Below are 15,914 nucleotides of genomic sequence, written 5' to 3' on the forward strand. Positions count from 1 at the left end.
GACGGTTCTGACAAAGTAGGCGCAAACCGCGTTGCTTCCGACGGTTCGGACAAAGTCGGCGCCAACCGCGTTGCTTCCGACGGTTCGGACAAAGTCGGCGCCAACCGCGTTGCTTCTGACGGTTCGGATAAAGTCGGTGCCAATCGCGTTGCTTCCGATGGCTCGGACAAAGTCGGCGCCAACCGCGTTGCTTCGGACGGCTCCGATAAAGTCGGCGCCAACCGCGTTGCTTCGGACGGCTCCGATAAAGTCGGCGCTAACCGCGTTGCTTCTGACGGTTCGGATAAAGTCGGCGCAAACCGCGTTGCTTCGGACGGTTCTGACAAAGTTGGCGCCAATCGCGTTGCTTCGGACGGCTCCGATAAAGTCGGCGCGAATCGCGTGGCGGCTGATGGTGCTGACCACGTAGGCGCCAATGCCGTTGCTGCCAATGGGGTTGAGCGCGGCCTGGCGTCCGATGGCGCCGACAAGGCCAGCGTTTCTCGTGTAGCTGCCAATAAGTGGGACAGCTTGAACGCCCGCGAGATCGCAGGCGAACTGTGCTACGAATGCCTGACTAAATAACTGCTTGTCCCTGGGTCATGCTGCCGACGTTCAGCATGACCCACTTCTTTCTCCTCGCTTGAATCAAACACTCCTCACACCCCCTCCGTTTTTGCGGGAGCAGCCGCGCTCCAACAGCTTTTGTGTCCGGTCGAAAATCAGCAGCGCCGCAAATTCATTGTGGGAGCGAACCTGTTCGCCAAGGCGGTTGTCCGGGCGATAGAAATGCAGCGGATGCACTGGCCCCTTCGCGGACAGGTCCGCTCCCACGGGGTTCTGCTTCAGAATTCCGACTGAACTAACCACCCAGGGCCCCGGTCGGTTTTACATTCCGATTGATCAAACTGCCTGGAGCTTGCGATGAAGCCATACGTGATCTGCCACATGATGTCGTCCCTGGACGGACACGCCCTGACCGATGGCTGGGACCGTCCGTTCAAAAAAGCAGCGGGCGAGCTATATGAAAAGCTTGCCGATACTTTCGCTTTCGACGCCTGGGTCTGCGGCCGGGTGACGATGCAGGAAGTGGCCCACGACGAAGGATATCCGTCAGGGCTGGCGACCTCACCAATCCCTCGCACCCACAATTTCGTTAACCGCGATGCCGATAAATACGCTGTGTCCATCGATCCTCACGGCAAGGTCGGCTGGAAGAAAAATGAGGTCTTGGGCTCGCACGTGGTGGAAGTGGTCACCGAAGCCGTATCGGACGACTACCTGGCGTACCTGCAATCGATTGGCGTCTCATACGTGTTTGGCGGTAAGACCGAGCTGAACTTGCCCACTGTTGTCGACATTCTGGTGGAAGAGTTGGGCATCAAGCGCCTGGTGGTCGAGGGTGGCCCGCACGTCAGCGGTTCGTTCGTTGCCGCGGGCCTGGTGGACGAAGTCAGCGTGCTGCTGTTGCCACTGATCGACGGGCGCGGCGAGCATCCGGCGTCGTTCGAAATCGCCGCCGATGCCTGGAAGCAACCCGAACACCTGACGTTGCAATCAGCAGAGGTGCAAGAAGGCGGCGGAGTATGGCTGCGTTACCTGACAACAAAATAATCGCTCGCTCGAAAACCTGAGTCAGACGCAGGCGCCAATCAAGCCTGCGTTTTTGCGTCCAGGGGTTGCAGCAAATCAATCAGCGCATTGAGCGTGGGCGAGCGCTGACCCCGGCGCCATGTCAGCCAGATGTTCAGATAGCGGAACGCCTCGCCCAAGGGGTAGACGTTGACGCTGCGACTGCCCGGCATGCTTTCGAGCATGCTTCGCGGCACCATCGCAACACCGGCCCCCGCAGTTACGCAGGCCAACATGCCGTGGTAGGACTCCATTTCGAAAATCTTGCCCGGGGTTGCCATGTCGGCTTTGAACCATGCCTCAAAATGCCTGCGGTATGAGCAATTCTGCCGGAACGCGTACACCGTCTTGCCGCTGACATCTTGCGCTCGGCTCACCGCAGCGTGGCTGGTGGGCGTGATCAGCACCATTTCCTCTTCGAACAATTCGATGCCTTCAAGGTCCGGGTGACGTAACGGCCCGTCGACAAACGCCGCACTCAATCTCCCCGCTACCACGCCGTCGATCATGTCCCCTGACGGCCCGGTGGACAGGGCCAGCTCGACTTTTGGATAGCGCAAATGGAAATCCCCCAGCAGCCCCGGTATGCGCACGGCGGCGGTGCTCTCCAGCGAGCCCAGGGTGAAAATGCCCTGGGGTTCGCTGCCGGAGGTCGCTTGCCGCGCCTCTTCTACCAGCTCAAGAATGCGCTTGGCGTAATCCAGAAACGTCCAGCCAGCAGCAGAGAGGCGCAGGCGCAGTTTTTCCCGAATGAACAAATCGACGCCCAATTCCTGCTCCAGCTGTTTGACCCGCGTGGTGAGGTTGGATGGCACGCGATGCAGGCGTTGCGCGGCGGCGGTGATGCTGCCTTCTTCGGCCACCGCTTTGAAGAGTTCCAGCTGGGTCAGGTCCATACTTTCTCCAAAAGAGAATGAATCGTTGATTATTATTCATTATTAAAATTATTCTGCGCAGCCTATCGTGGTGGTCACTTCCAAGCAATAGACGGACGTCTCCTACGACGTGCCCACGAATGGAGAACATCGGTTATGTCAAAGCATGCATCCTCGTCACACGCGATTTCGTTGAACCCCGCCACCGGCCAGATCTTTGCCGAGTACCCGTTTGAAAGCGCTGAACAGCTTGAGCAATCGCTGACCCGCGCAACCACAGGTTTCAAGGCCTGGCGCAACCAGCCTGTAAGCGCTCGTGCCCAAGTGCTGCTGAACCTGGCACGGGTTCTTCGCGAAAAAGCCGAAGTCATGGCACAGATGATCACCGCTGAAATGGGCAAGCCGATCGTTCAGGCTCGCGCCGAGATTGAAAAATGTGCCGTGACTTGCGAGTGGTACGCACAGCACGGCCCGGCGATGTTGACCCCGGAAAAGACCCCGGTTGAAAACGACAAGGCCTACATCGCTTACTTGCCGCTGGGGCCGGTACTGGCCGTGATGCCCTGGAACTTCCCCATCTGGCAGGTGCTGCGTGGCGCAATTCCGATGATCCTCGCGGGCAACGGCTATGTGCTCAAGCACGCACCTAACGTCATGGGTTGTGCATTTTTGCTGCGCGACGCCTGGCTTGAAGCAGGGCTTGTCGAAGGCGTGTTCGAGGTGATCAACGTCACCAATGATGGCGTGTCCAAGGCCATTGCTGATCCACGTATCGCGGCGGTAGCGGTGACCGGCAGCGTACGTGCAGGTTCGGCAATCGCCAGTCAGGCGGGCGCTGCCTTGAAAAAGTGTGTGCTGGAGCTGGGCGGTTCCGACCCGTTCATCGTACTGGCCGATGCCGATCTGGATGAAGCTGTCAAAGCTGCGATGGTCGGGCGCTTTCAGAACAGTGGGCAAATCTGCGTGGCGGCCAAACGCATCATCGTGGAGGAGGGCGTACTGCCTGCGTTCACCGAAAAATTCCTCTCGGCGGTCAAGGCGTTGAAGGTCGGCGATCCGTTGGCCGACGACACCTACGTCGGCCCGATGGCACGCTACGACCTGCGTGACGAGTTGCACGGCCAGGTCAAGGCGACGCTTGCCGAGGGCGCAGTCCTGCTGTTGGGCGGCGATGTGATCGCGGGCGAAGGCAACTACTACGCGCCGACCGTGCTGGGTAATGTGCGTCCGGGCATGACGTCGTTCAAAGAAGAGTTGTTTGGCCCAGTCGCTTCGCTGATCGCGGCCCGTGATGCCGAGCATGCAGTGGAGCTTGCCAACGACAGCGAGTTCGGGCTGGCAGGCAGTGTCTGGACTGCCGATGAGGCGCTGGCTCGGGATATCGCCTCGCGCCTGGAAACCGGTGGCGTGTTCATCAATGGCTACACCGCGTCAGACGCTCGGGTGCCCATTGGTGGCGTGAAAAAGAGTGGCTTCGGTCGTGAGCTGTCGCACTTTGGTATTCGCGAGTTCTGCAACGCGCAAACCGTGTGGATTGATCGTCGCTGATCGTCAATAGCTCGGTTCCAGACCCGCCCGGTTCGCCGCGCGGGTTTTTTTGTTTACGCAGGGCGTTGCCGCTGTGTGGGTAATGATCAGGGATGCGCGATGCACGCATGCGTCGATGACTTGAATGCGCCCGGCACATTAGGGTTATAACTGTGCATCGCAGCACCGCACCGGTGTCTCACGCAACGCAGATCATCCGACCCTTGGAGTGGGCACATGTCCGAAGAAATCAACCAGCACCGCCGCCGTTTTCTGGCCACCGCGACAATTGCTGTCGCCGCCGTGGAACTCGGGGTGACCGGCCTGGCCCAGGCTAAAACCGCTAGCAGTTCATCGCCAGAGGCACCTGCGGTGAAGGCAGGTACCCACACCACGTTGGGTCCGCTCAAGCAAATTGATGCAGGGTTGCTCAACGTCGGTTACGCCGAGTTGGGCCCGGCAGAAGGTCCTGCGGTGTTGCTGCTGCACGGCTGGCCGTACGACATCCATAGTTACGTCGATGTCGCGCCAATGCTCGCCGCCAAGGGTTACCGGGTGATCGTGCCGCACCTGCGCGGGCATGGCTCGACGCGTTTTCTGTCTGAGAGCACGGTGCGCAATGGTCAGCAGGCAGCTGTCGCGCAAGACATCATCGCGTTGATGGATGCGCTGGCCATCAACAAGGCCATCCTTGCTGGCTACGATTGGGGTGCGCGGACCGCGAATATCATCGCGGCTTTATGGCCGGATCGATGCCGGGCAATGGTGTCGGTCAACGGCTACCTGATTAACAACCTGGACCGCAACAAGATGCCTCAGTCGCCCATGGCAGAGCAGGCTGGGTGGTATCAGTTTTACTTTGCCACCGAGCGTGGGCAGGGGGGGCTTGAGGCCAATCGGCGGGAATTGGCGAATCTGGTGTGGAAGACCAACTCGCCGAAATGGGGATTTGGCAAGGCAACTTTTGATCGCACCGCAGATTCGTTCGATAACCCGGACTATGTGGCTATCGTGATTCACAACTATCGCTGGCGTCTAAGCCTGGCGCCGGGTGAAGCGCAGTACGACGACATCGAACGGCAACTTGCCTCAACACCGGTGATCAGCGTGCCGACCATTACCCTTGACGGCGACGCGGACGGCGTGACGCCAGCATCCGATGGTCGCGTCCACGCGGCGATGTTCAGCGGCAAACGCGTGCATCGCATCATCGCCGGTGTTGGCCACAACCTGCCGCAGGAAGCGCCGCAGGATTTCGTCGATGCCGTGGTGGATGTGGATGGCTATGCCGGTGGCGGCGCCTGACACATCGCCTTCGCGGACAGGTCCGCTCCCACAGGATTAACGCGTAGTGGCAGCCATCTGAGCCGAACACAAAACCGGTAGCAGCTGCCGAGCAGCGCGAGGCTGCGATCGCGGTGAGTCAGATAGACCGCATTCGCAGCCTCGCGCTGCTCGTCAGCTCCTACAGATCACCGCGGTGGTTCGCTAAATACAAATCCCGTGGGAGCGGACCTGTCCGGGAAGGGGCCCATAAATTCAGCACATTTCTCGCTCCGGATTCATTGCTTCGCGAACCCGTTCTCTCCTGCAGTATGATGTTCGCGCCTAATTCTGGAGCCAGACACTCGATGTTCAGCATCACCCATTTTGAAACCCCGCCGCCGGAGTCGGTCAACAGCCAGATCATGCAGATGGTCGTGGAGTATTTGACCGACATCAGCATGGTCGCCATTGCGCCGAGCAATACGCTTTATCAGCTGTACCAGTACGGCGTTGGCTACGAGATTCACATGTATCTGGAGGCGATGAATGGCGCTAAAGGCATTCCGGTCGAATTGATCGTGGCGCTGGACGATCAAGACCCGGAAAAAGTCATCGGCTTTTTGCTGTACCTCCCGGTCACCGACGATCCTCAAGCCTGCGCCGTCGCCTACATGGCCGTGCTCGCGTCCCGCCGCCGTCAAGGCGTTGCGCGGCGGATGCTTGAGGCGATGACCGCCCGCTATCCCCATGCTGAACTCGGCTGCACGGTCGCTAAAGTGCCCACGTTCGAGGCGTTGGGCTTCCAGATATTGGGCGCCCGCGGTCCTCAGGTGCTGATGAACACCCGGGACCATGCCACCCAAGGCATGCTCGCGGTGCTGGACGTGGCGCCGATCTACAATTCGCTGGAAGTGCGGCAAATCCACACCTATCTGCTTGGCCTGCACGGCAAAAGAGCCATGGCCGACGCCGAGAAGCAGCGCGACCGTCAACTCGACCAGATGACCCGTCACGCCAAAAGCTTCGTCGAGCAGCGCCTCGGCGGACATGCCGTGCCCTACATCGGCAACATTGCGCGGCGGGTCTGAGTCGGAAAACCCGCCCTAGCGACGTCCGCTGCGGGTGCTGACGTCGACCCACACGGCCAGCACCAGAATGCTGCCCTTGACGATCATCTGCCAGTAACTGTCGACATCGAGCATCGACATGCCGTTGTCCAGGCTGCTGATCACCAGCGCCCCCAGCAACGCGCCGTACACCGTGCCCGAACCGCCGCGCATGGAGGTGCCGCCAATGAAGCACGCGGCGATGGCATCCAGTTCGCCCATGTTCCCGGCTGAGGGCGAACCTGCCGCCAGCCGCGCGGTATTGACCAGTCCGGCGAGCGCGCACATCACGCCCATGATCCCGAAGATCCACAGCTTGACCGCCTGCACGTTAATGCCCGACAGCCGTGTGGCCTCCATGTTGCTGCCCACCGAATAGATGCGCCGACCGAAGACTGTCTGGCTGGTCACGTAGCTGAACACGCCAAGCAGGATCAGCAGCAACAACACCGGCACTGGAATCCCGTCGTAACTGTTGAGGGTATAAACGAAGCCGGCCAGTACCACAGCAATCACCATCACCCGTATGCCGTCTCGCAACCAGGCGTGCTGCGTCAAACCATGGAGCGCGCGATTGCGGCGCTGACGCCAGGTCAGAAACAGCGTGAGCGCGAACAACGTCACACCCAGCACCACTCCCACCAACGGCGGCAGATAACCCTGACCGACATACACCAGGCCCGGCGATACCGGGGCAATGGTGGTGCCGCCGGTAATACCTAGCAACACGCCGCGAAACGCGAGCATCCCGCCCAGGCCGACGATGAAAGAAGGGATGCGCAGGTAAGCGGTCATGTAGCCGTTGCTCAGGCCGATGAGCAAACCGCACAGCGCAACAATCGCCAGATTCAATGGCAACGGCACGTGATACACCACGTCGAGAATCGCTGCGACGCCGCCCAGCAGCCCGAGCATCGAGCCCACCGACAGGTCGATCTCGCCGCTGATGATGACCAGCACCATGCCGCAGGCGAGAATCCCGGTGATCGACATTTGCCGCAGCAGGTTCGACAGGTTACGCGGTGTGAGAAAACCGCCCTCGGTCTGCCAGCTGAAGAACAGCCAGATCAGCACCACGGCGATCAGCAATGCGAGCATTTTGTAGCGGGTAAAAAGCTGTTTGAGCGAGTTCATTCAAGCGGATTTCCGATCGTGACTGTCTGGCTCGCCGGGGGCTGTGAGCGCAGCGGCGAGGACGCGTTCCTGAGTCAAATTCTGGTTGGGGAAGTCACCGCGCAACTGACCTTCACCGATCACCAGCACCCGATCCGAGACGCCCAATACTTCGGCAAGCTCCGAGGAGACCATGATGATCGACACCCCTTCGGCCGCCAGCGCGCCCATCAGTTTGTAGATCTCGTACTTGGCGCCGACATCCACGCCACGGGTGGGTTCGTCGAGGATCAGCACGCGGGGTTTGGTCAGCAGCATTTTGGCCAGCACCGCTTTCTGTTGATTGCCCCCCGACAGACTGGTGATCGGCAAAAACGAGGTGGCGGTTTTCAGGTGCATGCGGGCGATTTCCCGTTCGACGCTGCCCAGTTCGGCTTCGGCGTCGATGCGCGTGTGGTGCGAAAAACTCTCGAGCACGGCCAGGGTAATGTTTTGCCCGACACCTAGGTCGGGGACGATGCCTTGGCGCTTGCGGTCTTCGGGCACCATGCACAGCCCGGCGCGGATCGACTTCAATGGGGTACGGGTGTCGATCTGTTTGCCGTCCAGCCACACTTCGCCTTCGTACCGCCCTGGGTAGGAGCCGAACAGCGCGGACACCAGCTCGGTACGCCCGGCGCCTACCAGGCCCGCAATGCCAAGGATTTCCCCACGGCGCAGGGTGAACGAGATGTCATCCACCCGCTTGCGGCTCGGGTTGTCGACGTCGTAGCAGGTGAAGTGCCGCGCCTCGAACAGCACCTCGCCCACTGCATGGGGTTCGGTGGGGTAGAGGTTGCTCATCTCGCGCCCAACCATTTGCGTGATGATGCGCGCCACGTCCATCTCGGCCATGGCGGTGGTTGCAATGTGTTTGCCGTCACGAATCACCGAAATGGTGTCGCAGACTGCGGCCACTTCATCGAGCTTGTGGGAGATATAAACGCAGGCCACACCCTTGGCTTTCAGCGCGCGGATGATATCCAGCAGCACGTCGATTTCAGAGCGGGTGAGGGCTGAGGAGGGTTCATCGAGGATCAATAGCCGCGCCTTTTTATTCAGCGCCTTGGCGATCTCGATCAACTGCTGATAACCACCCCCGTATTGCGAAACTGGCAGTGAAACGTTGATGTCCGGCACCTTCAGTTCGCGCATCAACGCTTCAGCGCGGTGGATCATCGCGGGGTAATTCATCCGACCGCCGCGCAGGGTCAGTTCGTGGCCCATGAAGATGTTTTCCGCCACCGACAAGTCAGGCACCAGGGTCAGTTCCTGGTGGATGATGACGATGCCGGCGGCTTCGGTTTCGGCGATGGAGTGGGCTTTGAGCGGCTGGCCGTCCCAGAGGATTTCCCCCTCCCAGGTGCCGAACGGATAGACCGCCGACAGCACTTTCATCAGCGTCGATTTGCCTGCGCCGTTTTCGCCGCACAGGCCCACGCATTCTCCGGGGTTGACCTTGATGTCGATGCCATTCAGCGCGCGGACGCCGTCAAACGTTTTGACGATGCCGCGCATTTCCAGCAGATAGTCGGACATGACGAGTTCTCACACAGCAATAAGCAGTCGGGGTTGCATACAGCTCGCCGGTATCTGTGGGAGGGAGCTTGCTCGCGAAAAGGCCGGTACATCCACAAGAGCCTATGTGGCTGAAACAGAGCATTCGCGAGCAAGCTCCCTCCCACTGAGCGTGCCCACTGACAGGGCCTGTTACTGCCCGGCGATTTGCGCTTGCGTGTAGAACCCGTCTTCCACCAGCACGTTGACGTTGTCTTTGGTCAGCGGCGTGGGTTTGAGCAGGATGGTCTCGACCTTTTTGCTGCCGTTGTCGTACTCGGAGTTATAGGCGGGTTTCTCGTTGCGGACCAATTGCACCGAGAGTTTGGCGGCCTCGGAGGCGATCAGTTTGAGGGGTTTGTAGACGGTCATGGTCTGCGTGCCAGCGATTACTCGCTTGATGGCTGCAAGGTCGGCGTCCTGGCCTGAAACCGGGACTTTGCCAGCCAGCTTCTGTGCGTTCAGCGCTTGAATGGCACCGCCGGCAGTGGCGTCGTTGGAGGCGACGATGCCGTCGATTTTGTTGGCGTTGGCGGTCAGGGCGTTTTCGATGATGCTCAAGGCCTCGGTGGGGTTCCACTCCTTGACCCATTGCTGGCCGACCACCTTGATGTCGCCCTTGTCGATGGCCGGCTGCAGGACTTTCATCTGGCCTTCGCGCAGGATCTTGGCGTTGTTGTCGGTAGGTGCGCCGCCCAAGAGGAAGTAGTTACCTTTGGGTTGGGCGTTGAGCACGCCTTGGGCCTGCATTTCGCCGACCTTTTCATTATCGAATGAGATGTAGGCGTCGATATCGGCGTTGAGGATCAGCCGGTCATAGGACACCACTTTGACCTTGGCTTTCTTGGCTTCGGCGACAACGTTGTTGAGCACGGTGGCGTTGAACGGCACGATGACGATCACATCGACGCCGCGCGAAATCAGGTTTTCAATCTGCGAGATCTGACGCTGCTCGTTGGCATCCGCCGACTGCACGTAGACCTTGGCGCCCAGTTGCTCGGCGGCGGCGGTGAAATAGTCACGATCACGAGCCCAGCGTTCCAGACGCAGGTCGTCGATGGAGAAACCGATTTTGGGGTTTTTCGCATCGGCCATGGCCGCGGGGTTGCAGAGCAGGGCCAGAACGCTGGCGAGAAGGGCGGTTTGCAGGGGTTTCATAGTGCTGTGTCCTTTTATTGTTGTTGAGAGGCACATCAATACCGTGACCGGCTTGCGGGTAGAACTGTAGGTAATCCTCGGCCTGCACGGAGCAGGGATTTGTCGTGAGTATGTAACCGGACTATCAAAGTAATCTGATCTGTAGGAGCGCGCTTGCCCGCGATTGGTTTTGGCGACGCCTGTGTCGGATGTGATGACGCCATCGCGGGCAAGCGCGCTCCTACAGGCGAGGCGGTGAACGCGGTGTGTCAGATTTAATGCCTCGCGAACAAGTTCGCTCCTACAGAGGCTCAGGACATCAGGGGTAGATGAACCGGTTGACCACGCCTTCGAGCATTTCCTGACGGCCGCTGACCGGCTGCGGGTTCAGTTGTTCTTTAAACGCGTATTCGGCCAGGGATTCCAGGCTGTAGTCGCCAGCCAGTACGTCCCGGCCAAGTGGCTTTTCCCACCCGGCATAGCGCTGCGCTTTGAAGCGGGCCAGCGCATCGTCCTCGATCATCGCGGCAGCGCGTTCCAGGGCCAGAGCCAGCACGTCCATCCCGGCGACATGGCCGTAGAAAAGGTCGACCTCGTCCAGGCTCTGACGCCGCACCTTGGAATCGAAGTTGAAGCCGCCGTGTTTAAAGCCGCCGGCCTTGAGGATTTCATAGGTCGCCAGCGTCAGCTCTTCGACACTGTTGGGGAACTGATCGGTGTCCCAGCCGTTCTGCGGATCGCCGCGATTGGCGTCGATGCTGCCGAAGATACCCAAGGACGCCGCTGTGGCAATCTCGTGCTGAAAGCTGTGCCCAGCGAGGGTTGCGTGGTTGGCCTCGATGTTGACTTTGATCTCCTTTTCCAACCCGTACTGATGCAGGAAACCGAAGACCGTGGCGCTGTCGTAATCGTATTGATGCTTGGTTGGCTCCTGAGGTTTGGGCTCGATCAGCAGGTCACCACTGAAACCGATCTTGTGCTTGTGCTCGACCACCATGCGCATGAAGCGCCCCAGTTGTTCGCGCTCGCGTTTTAGGTCGGTATTAAGCAGCGTTTCATAGCCCTCGCGACCACCCCATAACACGTAATTGGCGCCTTTGAGCCGGTGAGTCGCGTTCATCGCGCTGAACACTTGCGCGGCGCCATAGGCAAACACTTGCGGGTCCGGGTTACTGGCGGCGCCAGCGGCAAAGCGCGGGTTGCTGAAGCAGTTGGCGGTGCCCCATAGCAGCTTGATGCCGGTCTGTTCCTGATGGCGTTCAAGCTCGTCGACCATCTGCGCGAAGTTGTTGCGGTACTCATTCAGGCTCGCGCCTTCGGGGGCCACATCGGTGTCGTGAAAGCTGTAGTAGTCGATACCCAGTTTGGAGAAAAATTCGAAAGCCGCCGCTGCCTTGTGCTGCGCCAGTTCCATTGCATCGCCAGGCTGTTGCCATGGGCGTTTGAAGGTGCCGACGCCGAACATGTCGCTGCCCGGCCAGACAAAACTGTGCCAATAGCAGGCGGCCATGCGCAGGTGTTCGCGCATCGGTTTGCCAAGAATGATTTTGTCGGCCTGGTAGTGCCGGAAGGCCAGGGGGGAGTCGCTGTCGCGGCCCTCATAACGAATCTGATCGACAGCAGGAAAGTAGGGCATTGCGATTTCCTTTGTTGTTATTGGCCTTGATGTTTTGGTCATTGGCTGTGTCGAGACCAGTGACCTTGCATCGATAGTAGCAACGCCCCTGAGCCCGCCGATTGCGAAAATCACCAAAGCGCAGTGCGATTTTAATCATTGAGATCGTGCCCGCCCGCGCCTAGGCTGTGATCACTGGCCCGGAGAACAACAATGAAAACCGTCCCGCCCGTCCACCGCATTGCCTTGCTGTTCAACGGCAGCAAGATCTACGACCGAGGCATCATCACCGGCATCGGCAACTACCTGAGCAGCACCCGCGCGTCGTGGGATCTGTTTCTTGAAGAAGACTTTCTGTGTCGGCTCAAGGGCATCGAACGCTGGAACGGCGACGGTATCATCGCGGACTTCGACGACCCGGCCATGGGCCCGGCCCTGGCGGACATCAAGGTTCCGGTGGTGGCGGTGGGCGGCTCATATGAAGATGCGCGCGCCTATCCTCGGCATATCCCATACGTGGCCACCGACAACTTTGCGCTGATCGAGCTTGCGTATCGCCACCTCATCGAGGCCGGGCTGACGCAATTTGCCTGCTTCAGCCTGCCCGAAGCCGATACCAATCGCTGGGCCCAGGAGCGGGAAAAAGCCTTCCACCGTTTGCTTGAGCGCGACGGTATGACGGCGCAGGTCTACCGCGGCCTCAGCACCAGCGCGCCATTGTGGGATACAGCCGTCGAGCAGCAGATTGCCTGGTTGCAAAGCCTGCCCAAACCGATAGGGATCATTGCCGTAAGCGACGCCCGCGCCCGGCAATTGCTACAAGCGTGCCTCACGGCAGGCATCGCGGTGCCGGAGCAAGTGGCGCTGATCGGTATCGACAACGACCCCCTGACCCGGACCCTGACCCGCGTGCCTTTGAGTTCGGTGATCCAGGGCACCGAGCAAATGGGCCGCACCGCAGCGAAACTCCTGCATCAGATGCTGCACGGTATGCCGTCATCCGGAACGCAAGTGCTGTTGCCGCCTGAGGCCATCAACGTGCAGACGTCCAGCCTGCATCAGCCACTGGGGCATCCGTATGTGATGCAGGCGCTGCACTTCATTCGTCAGTACGCCTGTCAGGGGATCAAGACCGCCCAGGTCGCCGGCTACGTCGGGGTGTCGCGTTCATCGCTCGAAGCGCATTTTCGCAGCGAGCTGGGTCGCAGCGTTCACGATGAAATCCTGCGCTTCAAACTGGCGGCGGCTGCCAGCGGCCTTGAGAACACGGCGAGCGGCATCGCTGACATCGCGCAAAACTGCGGTTTTAAATCCGCGCAATACCTGCACACGGTGTTCAAACGCGAATTTGGCTGCACACCGCGCGAGTACCAACAGACTCATCCGGCCACCTGACAGGGGGGGGCGGTATTTTTTGCCGGGCCTGCTTGACTTCCCTTTTTCAATCAGTAAGATAGCGCGCATTCCGCGATAGCTCAGTTGGTAGAGCAAGTGACTGTTAATCACTGGGTCCCTGGTTCGAGTCCAGGTCGTGGAGCCATCTAATTCAAGGGGTCGAGCAGACCTTTGTAGCACCTTTCGCCATCCCAGTGATTTCGCATATTGGGTTGATGAGGCTGCAAAACTGCTCAACTGCTTCGACTCGCTCGATATCACCATTCCCACTGCAATACCATTTCGACTGTCTGCCACTGATGAGTGCTATCTCGCCACTGGTTTTGAACGCCGACTGAATTACCCCAGGTTTCCTCCTTCGCTTCCCCCCTCTACAGCTCAGGCGATGTTCGATAGATCCGCTTCCAAGGTTTCTAGCGTCGAAACTGTTAGCAAAGCTGCTGGTGCTCCTTCAGACGCTGATAGGCCTACGCGGTTATGCCAGATCGTTGGCAACCCTACCTTCCGGGTGCCAAAAAGATCATAGGCAGAACCGGCCACGAAGACTGCATTGGCTGGCGCTATGCCGAGTGTTTTCAATGCCAATTGGTAGGGCGCAGGGTCCGGTTTGTAGAACCCGGCTTTCTCTGAAGTGATAACCACGTCGAAAGAAATCCCCAGCAGGTTCGCCGCAATTTGGCCCAACTTTTCCGAGCAGTTGGTCACCACGCCAAGCTTGTATTGCGGCTTTAGGGAAGCTAATACCGCTTTCGCTTCAGGCCAGGGTTGTAACTCGCTCCAGCGCGCTTCCAGCTCCGCTGCGGCGTGGCTACCCAGGCCGACTTCAATAGCGGCTTCTTCGACCAGGGTTTCATAAGGCCTGTAGCTACCGCATCCATAGGTCAACTTTAGGTACGCCATGCGCCAGGCACGCCCCATCTCCTCTGACCCCGCTACCGAATTCCAGAGTGTCCAGGAATCCAGTAAGGCGGTAAGCAGATCAAATAATACGAGTTCTACCGGAGCGCTGGTTTCCGGGGCTACTTCGGTGGGAGTGTTTGAGCTCATTACAGCGTTTCCTGTTCAGGTTGAAGTTCAGCAACGGCAGTGATTTCGACCAATGCGCCGTAGTGGAGGTGACCGCATGGAATGATTGCCCTTGCTGGTCGGTGATCGCCCATCAACTTCGCGTAGTGCGCATTCACTGTCGGCCAATGCTCCGCATCCGTGATGAAAATTTGCACACTCACTAGATCCCTCAGGGTGGCATGGGCGGCCACCAGTACCGCTTCTACATTCGCCATGGCTTGAATGAACTGAGCGTCAATGCCCTCCGCGAACGTAGCCGTTGCGGGCTCGAATGGCAGTTGGCCGGACACAAAGAGCAGGTTGCCCGTGACAATACCGTGCGAATAATGCCCGGCCGGCGCGGGCAACTCTTGGGAGGTGACAATTTTCATGTGTGCGTTCCAGTCATAATTGAGTTTTACGGAGGTGGGCTCACTGCTTGACGTTGAAAACCCTCTCGGTTCACCAGCCCGCAATGCGGGGCCAGTAACCCAAGTGGCGTCCTTGGGTCAGGACGTGATAACCGGCATGCTGCGCAGAAGTGGCACAGGCGTGGTTGGGAAGAATGCGCAATTGGGTGCCGATGGGCAGTAGCTCTGCAGCACCTTCAGAACTGCCCGAGCGTGAGCAAATGATGCCGTGCTCTTGATTGGCCGCCGCGACAATCAGGTCGCCGATAGGCTGGCCGTTGACGTCGCAGACAATCCCATAACCCTGATCTATATGCTGTTTAGAGGTGCCTCGGTCACGTGAAAGGGCCATCCAGCCAGCATCGACGATAGTCCACTCTTTATCAGGCTGATGACCGATCACGGTGGTCAGCACCGAGACGGCAATGTCAGCAACCTGGCAAACATCCAGACCCGCCATCACCAGATCGAAAAAGGCGAAGACCCCTGCGCGAACCTCGGTGATGCCTGAAAGATCGTCAGTGAAAAGTGCTGTGGGTGTGGAACCCACACTGATGATCGATAGTTCGAATCCGGCCTCAGTGAGCAACTGCGCAGCGTCAACGACAGCGGCCCGCTCCTGGCGTGCATAGGCCTGGATTTCAGAGATGGATCGGCTGTCATAGGAGTTGCCGGCATGAGTCATGACGCCGCTGACAACAACGCCATTGCTGCGCAGTACATCGGCAATTTCCACCAGCCGAGATGAACCCGGCGGTATGCCGGAGCGATGCCCATCGCAGTCGACTTCCAGAAGGACTTCGAAGCGTTGCGCGCTACGACCCGCAAAGTTTGCCAGCAACCGGGCGCTTTCCAGATTATCCAACACCAACTTCAACGCGGCGCCCTGTTCAAGCAGCCGTGCGGCATGTGCAAATTTATTCGGCGCGATGCCGACGCCATAAAGAATGTCGGTGTACCCGGCTGCAAAGAAGAAGTCTGCCTCGCGCAGGGTCGACACCGTGATCGGCCCTGGCCCACCTACAAACAGACGCTCGGTCACTTCAAGACATTTGTTGGTTTTAACGTGAGGCCGCAGGGTGACATTGAACGGCGCCAGCTTCTCACGCATCCGCAGGATATTGGCGTCCAGACGATCGACATCCAGTAACAGCGCGGGGGTTTCCGATAATTCTGCCATGTGCATTCTCCAGTGATGTCGCTATTCTAAGCCGTC

14 protein-coding genes and 1 tRNA gene are annotated in these 15,914 nt (G+C 59.1%); 7 read left to right on the top strand and 8 right to left on the bottom strand.

Going from position 1 to position 15,914, the window contains the following annotated elements:
- The coding region (locus ACWKV9_RS22205) for a hypothetical protein (protein WP_483838251.1) at positions 1–564 on the top strand (564 nt) is incomplete at its 5' end.
- A gap of 339 nt (positions 565–903) precedes the next feature.
- Entirely contained in the window at positions 904–1,593 is a 690-nt protein-coding gene (locus tag ACWKV9_RS22210) for a dihydrofolate reductase family protein (protein WP_483838252.1), read from the top strand.
- Positions 1,594–1,631: 38 nt separating this feature from the next.
- Here the strand turns inward: ACWKV9_RS22210 and ptrR are convergent, their stop codons facing one another.
- On the bottom strand, positions 1,632–2,507 hold the full coding sequence (gene ptrR, locus ACWKV9_RS22215) for a putrescine utilization regulator PtrR (RefSeq protein WP_483838253.1): 876 nt from the start codon (positions 2,505–2,507) through the stop codon (positions 1,632–1,634).
- 135 nt (positions 2,508–2,642) lie between these two features.
- Between ptrR and ACWKV9_RS22220 the strand changes: the two genes are divergently transcribed.
- The 3 genes from ACWKV9_RS22220 (at position 2,643) to ACWKV9_RS22230 (ending at position 6,367) form a co-directional block, all read left to right on the top strand.
- Positions 2,643–4,034, top strand: a complete 1,392-nt coding sequence (locus ACWKV9_RS22220) for an aldehyde dehydrogenase family protein (protein ID WP_483838254.1) — start codon at positions 2,643–2,645, stop codon at positions 4,032–4,034.
- Between the two features lie 216 nt (positions 4,035–4,250).
- Positions 4,251–5,318: an alpha/beta fold hydrolase gene (locus ACWKV9_RS22225; RefSeq protein WP_483838255.1), complete on the top strand. Its 1,068-nt coding sequence runs from the start codon at positions 4,251–4,253 to the stop codon at positions 5,316–5,318.
- A gap of 326 nt (positions 5,319–5,644) precedes the next feature.
- On the top strand, positions 5,645–6,367 hold the full coding sequence (locus ACWKV9_RS22230; RefSeq protein WP_483838256.1) for a GNAT family N-acetyltransferase: 723 nt from the start codon (positions 5,645–5,647) through the stop codon (positions 6,365–6,367).
- A 15-nt stretch (positions 6,368–6,382) separates the two neighbouring features.
- On the opposite strand, the gene ACWKV9_RS22235 is transcribed toward ACWKV9_RS22230, so the two are convergent.
- From ACWKV9_RS22235 to xylA, 4 genes are all read right to left on the bottom strand, one after another.
- A complete protein-coding gene (locus ACWKV9_RS22235; protein ID WP_483838257.1) occupies positions 6,383–7,519 on the bottom strand; it encodes a sugar ABC transporter permease in 1,137 nt (378 codons plus the stop codon).
- Complete coding sequence (gene xylG, locus ACWKV9_RS22240) at positions 7,520–9,076, bottom strand: D-xylose ABC transporter ATP-binding protein (RefSeq protein ID WP_483838258.1); 1,557 nt, start codon at positions 9,074–9,076, stop codon at positions 7,520–7,522. It lies immediately after the preceding gene.
- Positions 9,077–9,247: 171 nt separating this feature from the next.
- Positions 9,248–10,252: a D-xylose ABC transporter substrate-binding protein gene (gene xylF / locus ACWKV9_RS22245; protein ID WP_483838259.1), complete on the bottom strand. Its 1,005-nt coding sequence runs from the start codon at positions 10,250–10,252 to the stop codon at positions 9,248–9,250.
- A 298-nt stretch (positions 10,253–10,550) separates the two neighbouring features.
- On the bottom strand, positions 10,551–11,867 hold the full coding sequence (gene xylA, locus ACWKV9_RS22250) for a xylose isomerase (protein WP_483838260.1): 1,317 nt from the start codon (positions 11,865–11,867) through the stop codon (positions 10,551–10,553).
- Positions 11,868–12,059: 192 nt separating this feature from the next.
- Between xylA and ACWKV9_RS22255 the strand changes: the two genes are divergently transcribed.
- Positions 12,060–13,241 (top strand): XylR family transcriptional regulator, encoded by a 1,182-nt coding sequence (locus ACWKV9_RS22255; RefSeq protein WP_483838261.1) that lies wholly within the window; start codon positions 12,060–12,062, stop codon positions 13,239–13,241.
- A 69-nt stretch (positions 13,242–13,310) separates the two neighbouring features.
- Positions 13,311–13,386: transfer RNA gene (locus tag ACWKV9_RS22260), tRNA-Asn, on the top strand.
- 233 nt (positions 13,387–13,619) lie between these two features.
- Here the strand turns inward: ACWKV9_RS22260 and ACWKV9_RS22265 are convergent.
- From ACWKV9_RS22265 to ACWKV9_RS22275, 3 genes are all read right to left on the bottom strand, one after another.
- Positions 13,620–14,288, bottom strand: coding sequence for an HAD family hydrolase (locus ACWKV9_RS22265; protein ID WP_483838262.1), 669 nt, complete (start codon positions 14,286–14,288; stop codon positions 13,620–13,622).
- A complete protein-coding gene (locus tag ACWKV9_RS22270) occupies positions 14,288–14,680 on the bottom strand; it encodes a RidA family protein (protein ID WP_483838263.1) in 393 nt (130 codons plus the stop codon). The genes ACWKV9_RS22265 and ACWKV9_RS22270 overlap by 1 nt, the downstream gene beginning before the upstream one ends.
- Before the next feature lie 70 nt (positions 14,681–14,750).
- Positions 14,751–15,878 (bottom strand): alanine racemase, encoded by a 1,128-nt coding sequence (locus ACWKV9_RS22275; RefSeq protein WP_483838264.1) that lies wholly within the window; start codon positions 15,876–15,878, stop codon positions 14,751–14,753.
- Between the last annotated feature and the right edge of the window lie 36 nt (positions 15,879–15,914).

Source organism: Pseudomonas corni, from assembly GCF_057128765.1.